Here is a 20,657-nt window from a genome sequence, read left to right as displayed (position 1 = left end):
TTTTATTATCTTTGTGGAAAATTTAAAACGCGTTTGTTTTCACTCAATGAGAAGGAATTTCCATATAAAACGGTTATACAGTTATATAATAAGAACCTTTATTCCGCTTTTCCTCATGACTTTTGCCATCTGCCTTTTTTTGGTATTGATGCAATTTTTATGGAAATACGTTGAAGACATGGTGGGAAAAGGCCTTGGACTGAATGTGTTGGGCGAAATGTTTTTTTATGCCGCCCTTAATCTTATCCCCTTGGCATTGCCGTTATCGATACTGCTCGCTTCCTTAATGGCTTTCGGGAATATGGGTGAAAGCCTCGAACTGTTGGCGATAAAATCAGCGGGAATACCCTTGTTGAAGACGATGAAGCCGCTTATAATATTGATTATCTGTATATCTATCGGCGCCTTTTTCTTTCAAAACAACGCTCTTCCCAAAATACAAACCAAATTCTATTCGCTGCTTTTGTCTATACGGCAGGCATCTCCCGAATTGGATATTCCGGAAGGAGTATTTTACAAAGAAATAGATGGTTACAATTTATATGTGGAGAAAAAGAACCGGCAAACAGGGATGCTGTACGATGTGCTTATCTACGATGTCGGCAGCGGATTCCAAAATATGGCGGTTACCGTATGCGATTCGGCTAAAATGAGTATGACGGAAGATAAGAAAATGCTTGTGTTCACTCTTCATAGCGGACAACAATTTCAAAACTTCACACAGGGAACGCAAAACAGAAGCAGTGATTTTGTTCCTTACAGCCGCGAAAACTTTGATACCAAAACCATGCTGATTCCTTACGATGCCAATTTTAACCGCATGGGAGAGGAAGTCATCGAAGGTAATGCGGGAAGCAATTATCTGGCAAAAGACTTAGTCCAATTGACGGTCTCGATCGACTCGATGAAGCATGTTTTAGACAGCGTGAATCAAATCGATCGCAACACCATGCAAAACTATTCGTACTTGCGGTTCAGAAATTCTTATCCGGCCGATCGAAAAGATTCGATTATCCTTGCCGCTAAACAAGCGCCCATAAGCGTTAACGACCCCGATTCGCTCCTTCAAAGCAAAGACTTGCAGATGCAGTCGACGATCTTCCAGAGCGCCATATCGAAAGCCGAAAACAATAATAATGAGTTTATGTTCCGGTCAATGGATAAAACCGCGACAAGGCGCACCATCAACAGGCATTGGATCGAATGGCATCGCAAATTTACCATTCCGTTTGCCTGCCTCATCTTTTTCTTCATCGGAGCGCCTTTGGGAGCCATTGTAAGAAAAGGAGGACTGGGAACGCCGATTGTCATTTCCGTCATTCTGTTCATCATTTATTATATCGTGGAGAATGTCGGCTATAAAATGACGCGCGACAGCGTGTGGGTCCATTGGATCGGCATGTGGTTCAGTTCGATGGTACTTTTGCCCTTGGGGATATTTTTGACGTATAAGGCGATGAACGATTCGGTGATTATGAATCCCGATACCTATTCGAACTTTTTCCGGAAATTGTTCTTTATTCGGGAAAAGCGGAGATACCCTTATAAAGAAGTGGTGGTCGATTACCCGCGTTACGATGAAATAGATACGCTCTTGAAGGAGTTATCCGATGAAATAAATGCGTATCTGAAGAATTACGCGACATTGGGATATCGTACCTATTGGATGGATGGGCAGTACGACCGACAATTAGCTTCGATTAAAAGAAAAGAAGAGTTCGTTTTGAATCAGCTTTCCAATTCGCGTAACCGGTCGGAATTGGCGAAGGCCGAACAATTTCCGGTATTAATCAATCATTTGCGGCCGTTTGAAGCCGGTTCGCTTCCGGCAAAGATTTTTATGTATATTGTTCCGGTAGGGTTTATCTTCAAGGGATTATCCATTCCTTTCGAAAAAAGGATTCGGAAAGATCTTCTTGCCACTCGAAGGTTAAGCAAAGAATTGAAAGAAATAACCGATCATCAGGCGACGATAGATCAAAAGGCCGTCGCTCTCGGTTGAAAATAAAATTATTTAGTAAACAAGATATGCAGCAAGAAATTAAATTAGATTCGATAGAAGATGCGATAGAAGAGATTCGTAAAGGAAATTTTATCATTGTCGTAGACGATGAGGACCGGGAAAATGAAGGCGATCTGATTATCGCAGCCGAACACATTACGCCGGAAAAAGTCAATTTCCTCGAAACGCATGCACGGGGACTCATTTGCGCCCCCATCACGCAGGAACGTGCCGAAGAATTAGACTTGCCGATGATGGTAACCAATAATACGTCCGTGCATGCGACCCCTTTTACCGTTTCCGTCGACCTCCTTACTCACGGATGCACGACCGGTATATCGGCTTATGACCGTGCCCAAACGATTCTTGCTTTGACGCGTCATGACACCGCACCCGAAGATTTCGGCCGTCCGGGGCACGTATTTCCTTTACGCGCGATGAACAAAGGGGTTTTACGCCGGGCGGGACATACCGAAGCAACCGTTGACTTTGCCCGCCTTGCCGGATTATATCCCGCCGGCGCGTTAGCCGAAATTAAGAAAGAAGACGGCTCTATGGCCCGCTTGCCGGAATTAATGGAAATGGCCGAAGCTTTTCATTTAAAAATCGTGTCTGTGGCCGAGCTTATCAAGTACCGGTTGCAACGCGAGTCGTTGATTGAAAGAGGCGAAATGGTGCATTTGCCTACCGAATACGGGAACTTCATTATGATTCCTTTTTTACAGAAATCGAACGGTCTCGAGCATGTTGCCTTAATGAAAGGGGAATGGAAAGAAGAGGAACCGATCCTCGTGCGGGTGCATTCATCTTGCGTAACCGGCGACATCTTTGGCTCCCTGCGTTGCGAATGCGGAGAACAACTTCACAAAGCTTTGCAGTTGATCGAAAAAGAAGGGAAAGGCGTATTGGTCTACTTGAATCAGGAAGGGCGCGGAATCGGGCTAATGGCGAAAGCCGCCGCTTATAAGTTGCAAGAGAATGGGTTGGATACGGTAGATGCCAATCTGCATTTAGGATATCGCGCCGATGAAAGGGATTACGGCGTGGGGGCGCAGATATTGCGTAGCCTCGGCGTGACGAATATGCGCTTGATGACCAACAATCCTAAAAAACGCATCGGTCTCGAATCGTACGGCTTACGGGTCGTCGAGAATGTTCCTTTGGAGATTAAGCCGAATCAATATAATAAGTTTTATATGGAAACGAAAAAGAACCGTATGGGGCATATTCTTCATAATCTCAAATGATTGATGAGAGATTGAAAAAGATTGATGGAAGATTGATGGAAGATTGATGGAAGATTGATGAATGATTGATAGATGAAGATTGGTGAAAGATTGAAGGAGATTGATGGTCGCGGTTCACAATGTCTACTGACAAAGTATCACCAATTCGCTCATTTACTCATCTGCTCATCTGCTCATTTGCTCATCTGCTCATTTGCTCATCTGCTCATTTGCTCATCTGCTCATCTGCTCATTTGCTAATATGCTCATTTGCTCATTTGCTAATTAACTAATTTATAGATATCTAAAATAAATATATTATGTACGGAAAAATGCAAGAATACCTGCACGACGAATTAACCGCCATTAAAGACGCAGGACTATACAAAGACGAACGAATCATTGTATCGCCGCAGCAAGCGGAGGTAAAAATCACTTCCGGACAGGAGGTGTTGAACTTTTGCGCCAATAACTATTTGGGATTGTCGAATCACCCGAAGCTGATCGAAGCGGCTAAAAAGGCGCTGGATGAAAGAGGCTACGGCATGTCGTCCGTCCGCTTTATCTGTGGAACACAGGATTTACACAAACAATTGGAAGCGTCCATCAGTAAATTCTTCGGGACGCAAGACACGATACTTTATGCCTCCTGCTTCGACGCCAACGGAGGTTTGTTCGAGCCTTTGCTCACCGATGAAGACGCTATCATATCCGATGCCCTTAACCATGCTTCTATCATAGACGGCGTACGTCTTTGCAAGGCCAAACGCTACCGGTATAAAAATGCCGACATGGCTGATCTCGAAGAAAAACTGAAAGAGGCTCAGCAACAACGCTTCCGCCTGATTGCGACCGACGGCGTTTTCTCCATGGACGGAAATGTCGCTCCGCTGGATAAGATTATGCAACTCGCCGATAAATATGACGCGATGGTGATGGTGGATGAAAGCCATTCGGCCGGAGTGGTCGGGAAGACGGGCCGGGGGGTATCCGAACGCTATCAGCTTATGGGAAAAGTGGATATTATTACCGGAACATTAGGAAAGGCATTCGGCGGAGCCATCGGAGGGTTTACCACCGGCCATCAAGAGATTATCGATATGCTTCGCCAGCGTTCACGCCCTTATCTGTTCTCAAACTCTATTCCCCCATTGGTGGCGGCTGCCGGAATAAAGGCTTTCGAACTGCTCGAAGAATCGAACCGGCTGCAAGATAAGCTACACGAAAATGTTGCTTACTTCGTGCAGAAGATTAAAGAGGCCGGATTTGATATAAAACCTACTCAGTCCGCTATTTGTGCGGTAATGTTGTATGATGCCAAACTCTCGCAGCAATTTGCCGCGGAACTGTTGGAGGAAGGTATTTATGTAACCGGCTTTTATTATCCCGTGGTTCCCAAAGGCGAAGCCCGCATCCGGGTACAATTGTCGGCCGGACATGAACGGGAATATCTCGACAGGGGAATTGCCGCATTCGTGAAGATCGGTAAGAAACTGGGAGTGATTCAGTAATTACGAATTACTAAATTCAAATTACAAATTACGAATTACAAATTACGAATTACGAATTACAAATTACCCGTTACGGATTATGCATTGTCAATTGTTAATTATCAATTTATATGAAAGCTTTAGTAAAATTACGTCCTGAAAAAGGGCTTTGGATGGAAGATGTTCCCGTTCCGTCGATTGGTGTGAACGATGTCCTGATTAAAATAAAAAAGACGGCGATCTGCGGTACGGATCTCCATATTTATAAATGGGATGATTGGTCGCAGAAAACCATTAAAACACCCATGACGATAGGCCATGAGTATATGGGGGAAATAGTAGATATGGGCAAGGGCGTCGAGAACCTGAAGATCGGCGACCGTGTGACCGGCGAAGGGCATATTGCCTGCGGACATTGCCGTAATTGCCGCCGGGGCAAACGGCATGTATGTGAAAACATTGTCGGGGTGGGAGTGAACCGTGACGGCGCTTTTGCCGAGTATCTTTCGTTACCCGCAGCCAATGTGGTGAAACTCGATCCTCGTATTCCCGATGAGATAGCGTCCATTATGGATCCGTTCGGGAATGCAACTCATACGGCGCTTTCCTTTCCTTTATTGGGAGAAGATGTATTGATTACCGGCGCCGGGTTGATCGGAAATATGGCTGTGGCTATCAGCCGTTTTGCCGGAGCTCGTTATATTGTCGTGAGCGATATGAGTGAGTATCGGTTGGACATCGCCCGCAAGATGGGGGCGACTCTTACTGTCAATCCCGCAAAAGGAGAAACGATAGCACAGGCTGTGAAACAACTCAATATGCGCGGCTTCGATGTGGGGCTTGAAATGTCGGGTGCACCGGCTGCCTTCCGCGAAATGATCGATAATATGTATAACGGCTCCAAGATCTCGTTGTTGGGAATCCTTCCGAATAACACGACGGTCGATTGGAATTCGATCATCTTCAAGGCGCTTACCCTGAAAGGTATTTATGGGCGCGAAATGTGGGAAACATGGTATGCCATGGAACAGATGTTGATATCGGGGCTTGACTTAACCCCTATTATTACGCATCGTTATTCGGTCGATGACTTCCAAAAAGGTTTCGACGTAATGGAAAGCGGACAATGTGGAAAGGTAATCCTTAACTGGCAATAAACGCCTGAAGCGGGTAAAATCTATTTTCACCGATGAACGGATTAGGGGATGTGTCACAAACATCCCTCATCCTTCATCCTATCATCCTGATCATTTGCATGAGCGCTACTTGTGTGGTGCGCAAAATGATTTCCTCCCGGTTGCCGCCCAAGTGATAGCATTGTGCCTCGGTCTCGCCGTGGTAAAAAGTACAAACCCACACAGTGCCTACCGGCTTTTCTTCCGAGCCGCCATCGGGGCCGGCAATTCCCGAAACGGCAATGCTGCAATCGGTTTTGAGTCGATCGGCCACATTCCGAGCCATTTGTTCCGCCACTTCGCGACTGACGGCTCCCTGTGTTTGCAATAAAGTAGGACTGACCTTTAACAGGTCTTCTTTTACGGCGTTGCTGTAGGAAACAATGCTGCCCTTATAATATTCCGATGCTCCGGGAATCAAGGTTATGCGATGGGCGATGTGGCCCCCCGTACAACTTTCGGCGGTAGAAATCGAAAGATGCCGCTGACGGAGTTTTTCGCCTAACAATCCCTCCAGGGCCTTTTCACTTTCGCCGATCAACAAAGCCCCCAGCAATCCTTCCAATTTGTGTGCTTGCAGGGACATTTCCGACGCGTAACGATCTCCCCAGGCCGATAAACGAAGGCGAATAACGCCGAAAGAAGGGAGGTATGCCAATGAGAAGCCTGAAGGAAGCGTTTCCTCAAAGTCGTTCAAGAGCATGGCGAGTTTCGATTCGGTAATGCCGGAGACCGTAAAAGACCGGCGTAAATAATGAATCGGTTGATACAAGCTTCGAAGGCGCGGAAGAATATCGTTCGTCATCGCCGTTTTCATTTCGAAAGGCACTCCCGGCATGGACACCAGTACTTGCTCGTCTTTTTGAAACCATAAGATGGGCGCCGTACCGGCTTTATTTTGAATCACCTTGCATGCCTCCGGAACGTACGCCTGATTACGGGTCAGTTCATTGAGTTGTATATCTCTTTGCCGGAACAGTTGCAGAATATTGGCCAGCACTTCGTCGTTAAACACCAATGACGTGTGAAAATAACGGCAAAGGGTATTTTTGGTGATATCGTCTTTGGTAGGCCCCACGCCTCCCGTCAGCAAAACGACGTCCGCCCTTCCGAAAGCGATATCCAATGCGTTTATAATGTCGTCTTCTTTATCGCCGACCGACGAAATCGCCTTGATTTCGAACCCTTCGCGCGTAAGCTCCTGGCCCATCCAGGCGGAGTTGGTATCGATGACCTGCCCGATAAGCAATTCGTCGCCTATGGTAATAATTTCAATTTTCATTTGTTATTGTCTGTCTATTTTTCCAGATGCAAAGGTATCATTTTCGGCTCAATTTATTCCCGTCGCAACCCTTTTGTTCTGTTCATTCAAAAGAAAAAAAGAGATTTTATTTTTTTATTTAGCGGGAAACATCTATCTTTGTGTCCCAAAAGTAGACAATTATAAAATAACAGCATAGAATGAAAAAAGATTTGCATCCGGATAATTATCGCCCGGTAGTTTTTAAAGACATGTCAAACGATGAGATTTTTATTTCCCGCTCTACCATTAATGCACGGGAAACGATTGAAATCGATGGTGTTACGTACCCTTTGGTAAAACTCGAGATCACCAGCGCCTCGCATCCTTTTTATACAGGTAAGCAAAAATTGGTCGATACTGCCGGACGTGTGGATAAATTTATGAGCCGTTACGGGAATCGTAAAAAGAAATAATCCTATAAGCGTTTTCCTAACGCTTATACACTAATCGTATTACTTGAAAGGGGAAAATCATGGCATTTTCCCCTTTTTCGTGATATACACTTTCAAAGTGTCTTCTGTAAAATGAAAACCTGTCTTCTGTGCATCATCGGTTTTGTTTTGTTTGCCGGCAATTTGTCTGCGCAAACCCTTTTGGGGACGATTGTTAACAAGAAAGGAGAGCCGGTTCCCAATTCCACGATTTATATTCACGAACTCGCGAGGGGGATCGCCGCCGATGATTCGGGGCAATTCCGCATGACATTGCACGAGGGCGCATATACCTTTGAATTCCGGTCGTTGGGATACGAAACCTTAACGAAACCCATTACAATCGGCCGCTCCGGTGCATCCGTCCGTATAGAATTGGAGGAAAAAACCTATCTCTTGGAAGAAGTGTTGGTGCATCCCGACCGGAATGCCGAAGACCCGGCTTATCGCATTATGCGCAAAGCCATTGCCTATGCGCCCCATTACCGTTATCAAGTAAAAGAATATACCTCCGAAGCGTATATCAAAGGAACTTTTACCATCGATAAAATACCGGCGCTCTTGAAGCGGAGCGTTAAAGTAAATAATGAGAATGTAGATATAAATACCTTGATAGGCAAACCGATGATTGTGGAGTCGGAGAACCAGGTCCGTTTTCTCTCCCCCGATACGTATCATCAGAAAGTCGTAGCTTTGAAAACGTCGGTGCCGAAAGAATTCAATATGAACAAGGGGTTGAACACCCTGACTTCGTCTATTTACAACGAACAATTCGGAGGACAGATTTCGCCGCTTTCCATGAATGCCTTTACCTATTATACCTTCCGCCTCGAAGATACCGGCGTCGTAGGCGACCAGACCCTTTATATTATTCACGTAATTCCCAAAAAGAAAAGCGCCGATCTGCTGTCGGGCTATATTCATATTTTGAGCAATACGTGGAATGTCTACATTGCCGACTTGATCTCCAAAGAATTAGGCATCACGATGCACTACCGTATCAATTATCATGAAGTGAAACCGTCGGTGTTTTTACCTACGACGTATGATTTATCGATGAAAATGAATACGATGGGGATAAAAGCATCGGGACGGTATTATGCTTCCATTCAATATAATTCGGTCGCTCTCAATTCGTCGGCCGCTATTTCGCAGCGGCAAGTGTCGAAAATTGCGGGAAAAGCGGCTTCTCCCAACCGGCCGCAGCGCATCAAGCAACTGGAGGAGTTTGCCCAAAAGGAAAAAATCACCGACAAAGAGGCGCGAAAGATGGCGAAGCTGATGACGGACGTTTCGGAACCGGAAAAGGTGAAAAACGAGCGCCGTTCGTTAGAAATCAAAGAGATCGAACGGGTGAAGATGGAAGTCGATTCATTGGCTTGGATGCATGACTCGACCTATTGGGCGCAAGTTCGTAAATTACCCCTCCATGACGACGAACGCATCAGTTACCGCCTTCAGGACTCTTTAGGCGGTGGCGGCCCGCACGCTGCCGGATCAGAATCGGACAACGTGGTGATATCTGTCGGGGAAAGCCGCAAAGGACTCCCTGCTAAGCTTCTCGCCGGCGACACTTGGAAGCTCGGGAAAAACGCATCGTTGGGTTACAGCGGATTGGCTCGTGCGGTAAAAGAGTATAATTTCGTGGATGGTTTCTGGCTCGGGCAAGCGCTTACATTCCGCTATGAAACGGACGGCGGGAAAGCGTTGTCGGTGGCTCCGTCGGTTTATTACACCACCGCCCGGCAAAAAGCCGTTTGGCAAGTGGCGGCGGCGGTCGACTATGCGCCCATGTCGCTCGGACACTTGTCTTTATCGGCGGGGCATATCTCCAATGATGTGAAGCGTGCGTGTGGCGTGTCGAGATGGATGAATTCTCTTGCCGCTTTGGGACTCGGAAGTAATTATATCCGGTTTTACGACAGTCGTTTCTTGCGTATAGAGAACGGGATTGATCTCGTGAACGGACTTCGTTTGCTCGCCGGTTTTCTATGGGAAGAACGGCAACCGCTCGCCAACCGGACGTCTTTTAATCTTTTGCAAACCCCTGTTCCGGATAACGTCGCTTATGCGCCTCACACCGCTGCGGTATGGCGTGCCGGCGTTACCTATACGCCTTTTTACCGTTACCGGATCCGGGATGGAAAAAAGGAATATGACTCCTCGCTTTATCCGACATTCTCGCTCCTGTATGAAAAGGGAACCGGGCTTTTTAACAGTATGCGCTCCCCGAATTACGACCGGATGTCTTTTTCGGTTACCCAACAAATCAACCGGACTGTTTTCGACCGTCTTCAGTATACGTTGGCCGGCGGAGGTTATTTGAACTCGAATCGTCTTTACCCTTATGATTATAAATATTTTACGGTTCATCCGATGCTGTTTACCGATACCTCGTTTGAGAATGGATTCAACTTGCTGCCTCCTTACACCGCCGCTAAAGAATGGTGGGCGGAAGGGCATATAACGTATCAATCGGACTATTTATTGATAAAAAACCTGCCGTTTTTGCAAGAATATCTGTTGGATGAAGCCGTCCATATCAATGGTCTCGCGACTGATAACGGACAGTTTTATTTTGAAGGCGGATATTCCGTCGGATGGATGGGGATGGGACGGATAGGGGTGTTCGCAGGATTTGAAGGAAGACAATTCGACCGATTGGGCGTAAGAATAAGCATTCCGTTGTTGAATATGTTTGAGAAACACTGATTGGCTGATGGAGGAACATCTGCAATGTTAAATTTCTTTCCAGAGAAGTGAAATTTCTTTCGTGTATTGTTAAATTTTTCATAAGAAGTAAGCCGTTTCTCTTGCAAGGAAGCCGATTTCTTTAGTGGGGTGTTCAATTTTTGATGCGAGGAATAGAATTACGCTCGTGAAATGCCCAATTAACGTAGTGAAGTAATGAATTTACCTTGTGAAATGATCGATTGCAGATGTGAGTTAATCGATTGTTTGTGTGTAATGTTAAATTGATCAAGCGAAGTAGTCTTTTTACCTTGTGAAGTAATCTTTTTCCTTAGTGAAGAGCTCAATTTACCCTGCGAGGAATAGAATTACGCTCGTGAAATGCCCAATTACCGTAGTAAAGTAATGAATTTACCTTGCGAGGCGTTCGATTTTCGATGCGCACTTATTGATTTCCTATGCGGAATATTCAATTTCCCGGGCAAAGTACCTTTTTTCCCAGATAAGATACCCCAAAGACCGAATGTCTCACTCTCAAAAAATGAGGGGATATAGAATCCGGATAAAATAATTCGTCAAAAATGCGTGTTAACCTTCCGTTTATTTTAAATATCTGTGCATTTATTAGAGAACAGCAATAGATTATCTGATGGAACTTTCGTATCTTTGCCAAAGTAAAATGATAAAAGATAAGGAAGTCGATTATGAATCAAGAAATAGTTAAGCCTTTTTTAAAATGGGCAGGAGGAAAAACTCAATTGATTCCTGAGATTAAGAAGAATATTCCCAAATCTATTATGAATACAAAGTTTACTTATATAGAACCTTTTGTTGGCAGCGGAGCAGTTTTGTTTTGGATTCTATACAACTTTCCTAAGGTAGAATATGCTGTGATAAATGACATTAATGAGGATTTGATAAATACATACGAAACAATCAAATCAAATCCTAAAGAATTAATTTCAATTTTGAAAATTTTACAAGGAGAATATCACGCATTAGAATACTCTGAAAAAGAAAAAAAAGAATATTACTATCAAAAAAGAGAATTATTCAACAAAAGACAGCAAGAACAATCGGTTCAATCTGCGTTATTTATATTTTTAAATAGAACTTGTTTTAATGGCTTATTTCGTGTGAATAGAAAAAATGAATTCAATGTTCCGATTGGGAGCTACAAAAAACCGACTATTTGTGACAAATCGAATTTATTAGCTGTTAGCGAGGTTTTACAAAAAGTAGAATTGTTGTGTGGCGATTTTGAGCAAACAGTCAATTATGCTAACCACAATACGTTATTCTATTTCGATCCTCCCTATAAACCATTAAGTGAAACATCTAGTTTTAATTCTTATGCAAAAGATGAATTTAATGACGGCGAACAAATTAGATTAAAACGATTTTGTGACAAACTTAATTTTCTTGGTTATTCTTGGCTCTTAAGTAATTCGGATGTAAAAGGTAAAAATCCAAAAGATGACTTTTTTGATAATTTATATTCCGATTTCACAATCAAAAGGGTTGATGCCAAACGAAACATCAATGCTAATCCTGAGAAGAGAGGTTTTTTGAAAGAACTATTAATAACAAATCATGCTAGTACAATAGAATATGTCGGAACAATTTAAATTATTTCTATCACAGCTAAGCGAAACTAATGCTACACTCAGTTCTTTTACAAACTTTGATAAAGTAAGAGGAAATATAAATAAGATATCGCTAAAACTTTATCAGTTGAATTATCTAATCGGAAAAGAGGATTTAGAAGCTGCAGTCAAAGAAGTCTTTTCTGAAAATCCTAAGGCATTCGATGTGTTAGATATCTTGATTGCTGTCAGAAATGGAAAAAAGGCAAAGACATTTAATAATGAGGGAAATATTGTTTTGTTAAATTCTTATTTTGATTCTTCAGAGAAAATTGTAGAATATATCCATGAAACTGGATTAGATGATGTTTTCAGAAATAAGGATGTGACAAATTTAGTTGATTATGTTTTTGGAATTGAGGTCGGATTGGATACAAATGCTCGAAAAAATAGAGGTGGTGAAAATATGTCTAAAGCAGTTTCTCTCATCTTTGACAGTGCTAAGATTCCATACAAGAAAGAAGTGAGCAATAAGGATTTTCTTGAAATTATTAGTCTAGGTGTGGATGTAAAGAGATTTGATTTTGTAATTAAAACAAAAAATAAAACCTACTTGATTGAAACTAACTATTATAACACTGGAGGCTCAAAGTTAAATGAGACCGCTAGGTCTTATTCTGATATTGCACCAAAAATAAATCAATACGAAAAATATGAATTTGTCTGGATTACAGATGGGCAAGGTTGGCTTTTAGCTAAAAACAAATTAGAAGAAGCATTTAATATAATTCTAAGCATGTATAATCTAACGACTTTGCATTTGTTTGCTGAGAAAGTAATAAACGAGAAAGCGATAGAGTTCTAATTGTTATGACAGTTCGAGAAGATAATTCAGAAGAAATACAATTGAATGTAGACCAAATTAATGATAAAGTATTATTGAGGCAATTCATATTGAATCAATGGATTCAGGAAGAGTCGAATAAAAAATATCGTTATTTCGTAGAAACATTGAGAGGAGAAAATCGTATTTATTTAGAAAGACCTGGCAGATTAAACAAAGGTTGTGATTTTGTTATTTATATAGAAAACCATGTTATATGGAATAATGGTAATGATAAACCTCCAGCCCATAGTTTGATTTTTGATGATCTGCTCATAAAAAAACAATTTTTGTCATGCCAAGAATGGCAATTGTTATTGATGGGCATAGAATCTATTTATGATTGCTATTCATATTTAAATGCATATGTTCATTGTGAAAATTTACCTATCTATGGAGAATCTTATGAATTGATTTTAAATCTATTAAGGTGGTTGTTTATTGAACAAGATGTTACATATTGGTCTGGCCAAGGACGAGGGATGCTTTATAATGGTATATTAAAGATATAAGTATGATAAAGCCATATTTCAAATCAGAAGACAATGGATTCTATCTTCTTCGCGGAGATACATCAGAGCTATTACCTCAATTTGATTTTAAATTTGATATGGTTTTTGCAGATCCTCCTTATTTTTTATCCAATAATGGCTCATCTGTTCAAAATGGACAGATTGTTAGTGTTAATAAAGGGGATTGGGACAGATCTTTTGGTTTTAATTATGTAAATAATTTCAATCGGCAATGGCTCTCACTTGTCCGAGATAAGATGAAAGAAAATGCTACTATCTGGATAAGTGGAACGATACATAATATTTTTTCGATTGGACAAATACTCATAGAATTAGGCTTTAAAATTCTAAATGTTATAACTTGGGAAAAAACAAATCCGCCCCCTAATTTTTCATGTCGATATTTTACATATTCTACAGAACAAATCATTTGGGCTAGAAAAAATGAGAGAGTTCCTCATTATTTTAATTATGAATTAATGAAGCAGTTGAATGGGAATAAACAAATGAAGGATGTTTGGAAACTCCCGGCAATTGCTCCTTGGGAAAAATCTTGTGGGAAACATCCAACTCAGAAGCCTCTATCTGTTTTAACAAGGTTGATCTTAGCATCAACGAAGTCAAACGCTTGGATTCTGGATCCTTTTACAGGTAGCTCAACAACTGGAGTCGCAGCAAATTTAGCTAATCGGAGATTTCTAGGAATTGATCAAGATAAAACTTTCTTAGCAATAAGTAAAAACCGAAAAATAGAAATTGAAAATCCTATAATAGCATCAGACTATCGAAAAAAAATAAGAGGATTTAATGATAATCAAGAATTTGAATCTTTTTTACTTAAAGAACCCTATCTGGAATACGGCATAGAACTAAATTTCGATAATGGATCCATAATGGCCGAAAATCATTAAAATTTATGTACTTTTGTCTTTCAAAGCAATGAATAGTAAGGTAGACATTTCTTATGAAAAAAGTTTTCATAGCATTTTTATCCCTGATTGTCAATACAGTATTTGTTATTTCACAGCCTGTGCAACTAAGCGATGCGGCAAAAATCAGCCTGTTAACGACTTCCCCTTGGTCGGGAGCCATTTATTCGGTTTATGGACACACGGCTATGCAAGTCGAAGATGATTCGACGGGTGTCGATGCCGTTTTCAACTACGGGTATTTCGACCAGTCGCAACCCCACTTCATGTATCATTTTGTGCGGGGTGAAACCGATTACGTATTAGGAGTGGTTCCATTCGACCAGTTTTTACCGGAATATAAACAAAAAGGCGTCGAGGTGATCAAACAGGAATTGAATCTTACCCCGCAAGAAAAACAATCTCTGTGGGAAGGCTTATATATTAACTCCTTACCCGAAAATAGAGGATACCGGTATAATTATTTTTTCGATAATTGTTCTACGCGCCCTCGTGATATGATCGAGAAGTACCTGAACGGGACCGTTCGTTATCCGGCTGCCGCAAAAGAACAAACGTTCCGGGATCTTCTTCATGAGTGCCTCCATTATTATCCTTGGATGGAGTTCGGGGTCGATCTGCTTATCGGCAGCGATGCTGACAAAGTGGCCGATGTGCGTCAAAAAATGTTCCTTCCGAAGTATCTCATGGAACCTTTGCGGCAGGCCAGTGTCGTGCGAAACGATACCCTTCCGTTGCCTTTGGTGAAAAATGAAATAACGCTGTTGTCGGCTGTTAATCCCACGAATGCCGATAACGGACAAAATATATTCCATCCGTTGGGAATAGCATTCGTCCTTCTTTTCTTGACGATTATTATTAGCCTTGTGCAATGGATGCCGGTAAAAAGTGCCGGATTGATCAAAATATACGATACCCTTCTTTTCGGAGTGTTCGGCATCGGGGGATTGATTATTTTTTTCTTACTGTTTTTCTCGGTACATCCGGCTACTTCTCCCAACTGGAATTTTGTATGGCTAAATATTTTCGCGCTGATCGCCGCGGTGTTGCTTTGGATAAATTCAATGCGAAACGTGGTTTATGTCTATCATTTTATTAACTTTGCAGTCCTGACATTTTTCTTGATTTTGTGGTGGCTGATACCTCAACAACTTCCGGTAGCTACAATCCCATTTTCAATGTGTTTGTGGATGAGATCGGGGGCGAATGTGTTTATGCGGAAAAAAAGAATCCGTAAAAACAAACGGTTTACAACCTCTAAATATATGAAAGCAGGGTGGGGGCAATAGTATTTTTGCACGGTTTTTGTTAAGTGATTTACAGTATAAGAGAGTAAAAAAATAAATGATCAAAATATTATCGTCTTTAGTCGCGTTTTTTTCGATCACTTCGTTATGTGCACAGAATGTCGCGGCGGAAGTTCCAAAACTGGTCGTCGGCATTACGATCGATCAATTAAGGGGTGACTATCTGGAGATGTTTAAGCATACTTTTGGCGAAAAAGGGTTTAAACGGCTCCTCAACAGCGGGTTGGTCTATGCCAACGTGTCGTACGATTTTCCCGCCATCGACCGTGCTTCGGCCATGACCACCCTCTATACGGGAGCGAACCCCTCTTATCACGGCATTATTGCGGAAAATAAGTTCGCCGTCGATTTGAATCGCGAAACAGCCTCTTTCTCCGACGATAAATATCTGGGAAATTATACGACCGAAAAACTTTCTCCGCTACCCGTCAAGGTGTCGACTCTTACCGACGAACTGCAAATAGCCTCGGGCGGCCAATCCGATGTATTCGCTTTCGCTCCCCATGCCTCGCAGGCTTTGGCCTCGGGCGGACATGCGGCTACCGGCGCTTATTGGATCGAAGACTTTTCGGGCAAATGGGCCACAACGACTTTTTATAAGAACAAGCAACCGGTAGTGGATCAGCGCAATCGGGGTATCGAATCGACCTCCAACCGGATCAACAGCATCACTTGGCGTCCGGCCATCGATGTAAATCAATACAACGCCTTCCCGTATACAAAAAACATCTATAACTTTCAGCATTTCTTTGCAAATGATAAAAAGAACAGCGTGAAACTGTTCAAGCAATCTCCGTATGTCAATACGGAAGTGCGTGAAATAGCCGAAGCGGTTCTTCGCTCCAATTCATTGGGCAAGCGAATGAATCCGGATTTTCTGGCTGTTACTTTTTATGCCGGAAACTACGAAAATGCCCTTGATAAGAATTATTCGGTCGAGATACAGGACACGTATTACCGCCTCGATCAGGAGTTGGGTAAATTGCTGGATGCCATTGAAGAGACCGTCGGGATTAAGAACGCCCTGATATTTGTGGTTTCCACCGGTTATTTCAACGAGCAGGAGATTCTTCCGCAAGGCATGGTGACCTCTAACGGTATTTTCCGTCCCGAACGCACTCAGGCTTTGCTCAATATGTACTTGATGGCCGTTTACGGAAGGGAACAATGGATAAAAAAATATTATAATCGTCAATTCTTTTTCGACCGGAAGCTTATTGAAGATAAAAAAATTAGTCTCGCCGACTTTCAGAAGACGGCTGCCGAATTTCTGGTGCTTTCGGCCGGAGTGCAGGATGTGTACACCTCCTATCAAATGTTGCATGGAGCTTATAACGGGGTCTTGCAGCATTATCGGAACGGGTACTATAAAAATATTTCGGGCGATCTCTTTCTCGAATTACAGCCGGGTTGGCACGTGGAGGACTCGCAAAACGGCGACCATCAGTTTATGCGTAATAATGCGGTGTTGTCGCCCGTGTTCTTTTTAGGAAACCATATTAAACCGCAAAAGATCGAGCAAACCATCGATGCGCTCCAAATCGCTCCCAGCGTCGCGTATCGTTTGCGCATCCGGGCGCCCAATGCGGCTAAAGGTAGCATATTGAAAGAACTTTTATGATCTTATTTTCACACAAATAATAATTAACGAAATAACGAATAGGCTTTTCGGGATGCACCCCGATGAGCGATAAGAATATAATTTATGGGACTTAACGAATTTATTTCTAAAATATTTGGCAATAAAGCACAACGGGATTTGAATGAAATCAATCCGGTTGTAAAAAAGATACATGAGGCCTACCCCGGAGTCGAACAACTCTCGAATGATGAGCTTCGTAGCAAAACAAAAGAGCTTGAACAGCACATTCGGGAATACGTTTCCGAAGACAAACAGCAGATCGAACAGTTGAAAGCGGGAATGGAGCAAATTCCCATCGAACAAAGAGAAGATGTTTGGAACCAGATCGATAAGATAGAGAGTGAAATTGTCGAAAAGTATAAACAGGTACTCGACGACGTTTTACCCGTGGCGTTCTCCATTGTAAAAGAAACCGCAAAGCGGTTTACCGAAAATGCCGAGATTGTTGTCGCGGCTACCGACTTTGACCGCAATCTTGCGGCCACGCACGATTTTGTTGAAATAAACGGCGATAAAGCGGTTTATAAAAACCATTGGATAGCCGGAGGTAACGAAATCACCTGGGATATGGTGCATTACGATGTCCAGTTGTTTGGTGGAGTCGTTTTGCATGAGGGCAAGATTGCTGAAATGGCTACCGGTGAAGGTAAGACGTTAGTGGCCACTCTTCCCGTGTTTCTCAACGCTCTTACCCATGAAGGGGTACATGTGGTTACCGTCAATGACTATCTGTCGAAGCGTGACTCGGAATGGATGGGCCCGATATATATGTTCCATGGTCTTTCGGTCGATTGCATCGATCGCCACGACCCGAACTCCGAAGGGCGTCGCAAGGCTTACGAAGCCGATATTACTTTCGGCACCAATAACGAATTCGGATTCGATTACCTGCGCGATAATATGGCCATCTCTCCTAAAGATTTGGTTCAACGCAAGCATAACTTCGCGATTGTCGATGAGGTCGACTCCGTCCTTATTGACGATGCCCGTACGCCGTTAATCATTTCCGGCCCTGTTCCCAAAGGCGACGATCAGTTATTTGATCAGTTTCGTTCGCGGGTAGAACTCATTGTTAAGGTTCAACGCGATTTTTGTACGCACTTGCTGGCTCAGGCGAAAGCAAAACTGGCTTCCGAAGATTCGAAAGAGCAGGAAGAAGGCGCATTGCTTTTGTTTCGTTCTTATAAAGGATTACCCAAAAACAAACCCTTAATTAAGTTTTTGAGTGAACAAGGCGTCAAGGCCGCTTTGCTTAAAACCGAAGCGTTTTACATGCAAGACCAAAACCGAAACATGCATGTGGTTACCGATCCGCTTTATTTTATTATTGATGAGAAGGTCAATAGCATCGAATTAACCGATAAGGGGATTGATATGCTGACCGGCAAATCGGACGACCCGCAGTTCTTTGTCCTTCCCGATATTGGATCGGAGCTTTCGGAACTGGAAAATATGAATCTGAGCGACGAGGAAAAAGCCGTCAAGAAAGATGAATTATTGCAAAACTATGCCATTAAGTCTGAACGCGTACATACCGTCAATCAATTGTTGAAAGCCTATACGCTTTTTGAAAAAGATGATGAATACGTCGTTATCGATAATAAAGTCAAGATTGTAGATGAACAAACGGGCCGTATTATGGAAGGGCGGCGTTATTCCGACGGCTTGCACCAGGCCATTGAAGCCAAAGAACGCGTGAAAGTCGAAGCTGCCACGCAGACCTTTGCGACCATTACGCTCCAAAATTATTTCAGGATGTATCATAAGCTTGCCGGTATGACCGGTACGGCCGAAACGGAAGCAGGTGAATTCTGGGATATTTACAAACTCGATGTGGTGGTTATTCCTACCAATAAGCCGATTGTACGCGAAGACCTGAACGACCGCATCTATAAAACCAAACGGGAGAAATATACCGCGGTTATCGAAGAAATCGAAGGATTAGTTTCCAAAGGACGTCCTGTTCTCGTCGGTACTACTTCCGTCGAAATTTCCGAACTGTTAAGCCGCATGCTTACTTTGCGTAAAATCAAGCATAATGTCTTGAATGCCAAATTGCATCAGCGTGAAGCCGAGATTGTCGCCCATGCAGGGCAGAGTGGGGTGGTGACCATCGCTACCAACATGGCCGGACGTGGTACCGACATCAAGCTTTCTCCGGAAGTGAGAGCGGCCGGCGGATTGGCGATCATTGGTACCGAAAGGCATGAATCCCGTCGTGTAGACCGTCAGTTGCGCGGTCGTGCCGGACGTCAGGGCGACCCGGGGTCTTCCGTATTCTTCGTGTCTCTGGAAGACGATCTGATGCGTTTGTTCGCTACCGAAAGAATTGCCGGACTCATGGACCGCATGGGCTTTAAGGAGGGCGATGTGCTGGAACATAACATGCTCAGCAAGTCGGTCGAACGGGCACAGAAAAAAGTCGAAGAGAACAACTTCGGTATTCGTAAACGCCTTCTCGAATACGACGATGTGATGAATTCGCAACGGGAAGTGATCTATAAACGCCGCCGTCATGCTTTGATGGGCGAGCGTATCGAAAACGACGTGGCGAAAGTGATTGAGCAGACGGCCCGTAATATCGTCGAAAACAATGAGGATGATTATGAAAACATGAAGCATGATCTCTTCCGAGTGCTGGCGCTTGAAATTCCTTTTACCGAAGAGGAAATGAAAGGACTGAAGACCGAATCGCAAGTAAAAGTGGTGATTGATAAAGCTTTTGAAACGTTCAAACGCAAATCCGAAAGGCTTGCGGAAATAGCCAATCCGGTCATCAAGCAAGTATACGAAAACCAAAGTGCGATGTATGAGAATATTTTAATTCCCATTACCGATGGAAAGAAAGTATATAATATTGCTTGTAACCTGAAGGAGGCTTATGAAACCGGATCGAAAGCCTTGATAAAAGCGTTTGAAAAATCGGTGCTCCTGTTAACCATCGATGAAAATTGGAAAGAGCATCTTCGCGAAATGGATGAATTGCGCCAATCGGTACAAAATGCCAGTTATGAGCAAAAAGATCCGTTGTTGATTTATAAGCTCGAATCGTTTAATATGTTCCGGCAAATGGTCGACGATGTGAATATCAAATCGGTATCCATCCTGATGAGAGGCCAAATCCCCATTCAGAATCCCGAAGACGTACGCAAAGCGGCGCCCGAACAAAAAACCGATTATAGCAAGTATCGAACGCAAAAAGACGATATTGAGAATGCACGCGCACGCGCTCATCAAAACGGAGGTTCCGGACAAGAAAGGCCGCCGCAGCAAAAGTTGGAGCCTATTCGTGTAGAAAAGAAAGTGGGACGTAACGATCCGTGTCCTTGCAGAAGCGGGAAGAAATATAAGAATTGCCACGGAAAAGGACAGTTCTAATTCCGGTCTCCAGTCACCAGTCTCCGGTCTTTAGTCTGTTGACTATTTTGCCGGGAGTGTCGCTTTAAGGGATGCTCCCGGTTTTGTTTACCACCACTCACC

14 protein-coding genes are annotated in these 20,657 nt (G+C 43.2%); 13 read left to right on the top strand and 1 reads right to left on the bottom strand.

Annotated features, from left to right (window positions below):
- The first annotated feature begins 46 nt into the window (after nucleotides 1-46).
- From ABNK31_RS08835 to tdh, 4 genes are all read left to right on the top strand, one after another.
- Nucleotides 47-2,002, top strand: a complete 1,956-nt coding sequence (locus ABNK31_RS08835; protein WP_418895289.1) for an LptF/LptG family permease — start codon at nucleotides 47-49, stop codon at nucleotides 2,000-2,002.
- 26 nt (nucleotides 2,003-2,028) lie between these two features.
- A complete protein-coding gene (locus ABNK31_RS08830; RefSeq protein ID WP_418895288.1) occupies nucleotides 2,029-3,249 on the top strand; it encodes a bifunctional 3,4-dihydroxy-2-butanone-4-phosphate synthase/GTP cyclohydrolase II in 1,221 nt (406 codons plus the stop codon).
- Between the two features lie 299 nt (nucleotides 3,250-3,548).
- Nucleotides 3,549-4,739 carry a glycine C-acetyltransferase gene (kbl, locus tag ABNK31_RS08825; RefSeq protein ID WP_418895287.1) on the top strand — a complete coding sequence of 397 codons (1,191 nt, stop codon included), beginning with the start codon at nucleotides 3,549-3,551 and terminating at the stop codon, nucleotides 4,737-4,739.
- A 110-nt stretch (nucleotides 4,740-4,849) separates the two neighbouring features.
- Complete coding sequence (gene tdh / locus ABNK31_RS08820) at nucleotides 4,850-5,875, top strand: L-threonine 3-dehydrogenase (RefSeq protein WP_418895286.1); 1,026 nt, start codon at nucleotides 4,850-4,852, stop codon at nucleotides 5,873-5,875.
- A 73-nt stretch (nucleotides 5,876-5,948) separates the two neighbouring features.
- On the opposite strand, the gene ABNK31_RS08815 is transcribed toward tdh, so the two are convergent.
- The gene (locus tag ABNK31_RS08815; RefSeq protein ID WP_418895285.1) at nucleotides 5,949-7,175 is read right to left on the bottom strand and encodes a CinA family nicotinamide mononucleotide deamidase-related protein; all 1,227 of its coding nucleotides are present in this window, start codon (nucleotides 7,173-7,175) and stop codon (nucleotides 5,949-5,951) included.
- 179 nt (nucleotides 7,176-7,354) lie between these two features.
- On the opposite strand from ABNK31_RS08815, the gene ABNK31_RS08810 reads away from it, so the two are divergent.
- The 9 genes from ABNK31_RS08810 to secA all read left to right on the top strand — a co-directional run bounded on the left by ABNK31_RS08810 (nucleotide 7,355) and on the right by secA (nucleotide 20,555).
- Nucleotides 7,355-7,609 carry a type B 50S ribosomal protein L31 gene (locus ABNK31_RS08810; protein WP_418895284.1) on the top strand — a complete coding sequence of 85 codons (255 nt, stop codon included), beginning with the start codon at nucleotides 7,355-7,357 and terminating at the stop codon, nucleotides 7,607-7,609.
- 111 nt (nucleotides 7,610-7,720) lie between these two features.
- A complete protein-coding gene (locus ABNK31_RS08805) occupies nucleotides 7,721-10,339 on the top strand; it encodes a DUF5686 family protein (protein ID WP_418895283.1) in 2,619 nt (872 codons plus the stop codon).
- A 683-nt stretch (nucleotides 10,340-11,022) separates the two neighbouring features.
- A complete protein-coding gene (locus tag ABNK31_RS08800) occupies nucleotides 11,023-11,946 on the top strand; it encodes a DNA adenine methylase (protein WP_418895282.1) in 924 nt (307 codons plus the stop codon).
- The gene (locus ABNK31_RS08795; RefSeq protein ID WP_418895281.1) at nucleotides 11,930-12,769 is read left to right on the top strand and encodes a type II restriction endonuclease; all 840 of its coding nucleotides are present in this window, start codon (nucleotides 11,930-11,932) and stop codon (nucleotides 12,767-12,769) included. Before ABNK31_RS08800 ends, ABNK31_RS08795 begins: the two co-directional genes overlap by 17 nt.
- Nucleotides 12,770-12,774: 5 nt before the next feature.
- Nucleotides 12,775-13,299, top strand: a complete 525-nt coding sequence (locus ABNK31_RS08790; RefSeq protein WP_418895280.1) for a hypothetical protein — start codon at nucleotides 12,775-12,777, stop codon at nucleotides 13,297-13,299.
- Between the two features lie 2 nt (nucleotides 13,300-13,301).
- The gene (locus ABNK31_RS08785; protein ID WP_418895279.1) at nucleotides 13,302-14,210 is read left to right on the top strand and encodes a DNA-methyltransferase; all 909 of its coding nucleotides are present in this window, start codon (nucleotides 13,302-13,304) and stop codon (nucleotides 14,208-14,210) included.
- 53 nt (nucleotides 14,211-14,263) lie between these two features.
- Entirely contained in the window at nucleotides 14,264-15,517 is a 1,254-nt protein-coding gene (locus tag ABNK31_RS08780) for a DUF4105 domain-containing protein (protein ID WP_418895278.1), read from the top strand.
- A 55-nt stretch (nucleotides 15,518-15,572) separates the two neighbouring features.
- A complete protein-coding gene (locus tag ABNK31_RS08775; RefSeq protein ID WP_418895277.1) occupies nucleotides 15,573-17,156 on the top strand; it encodes an alkaline phosphatase family protein in 1,584 nt (527 codons plus the stop codon).
- 84 nt (nucleotides 17,157-17,240) lie between these two features.
- On the top strand, nucleotides 17,241-20,555 hold the full coding sequence (gene secA, locus ABNK31_RS08770; protein ID WP_418895276.1) for a preprotein translocase subunit SecA: 3,315 nt from the start codon (nucleotides 17,241-17,243) through the stop codon (nucleotides 20,553-20,555).
- The last annotated feature ends 102 nt before the right edge of the window (nucleotides 20,556-20,657 follow it).

The organism is Limibacterium fermenti (assembly GCF_041902845.1).
In the GTDB taxonomy this organism is placed as follows: Bacteria; Bacteroidota; Bacteroidia; order Bacteroidales; family Dysgonomonadaceae; genus Limibacterium; species Limibacterium fermenti.
This window is presented reverse-complemented; position numbering and strand designations above follow the sequence as displayed.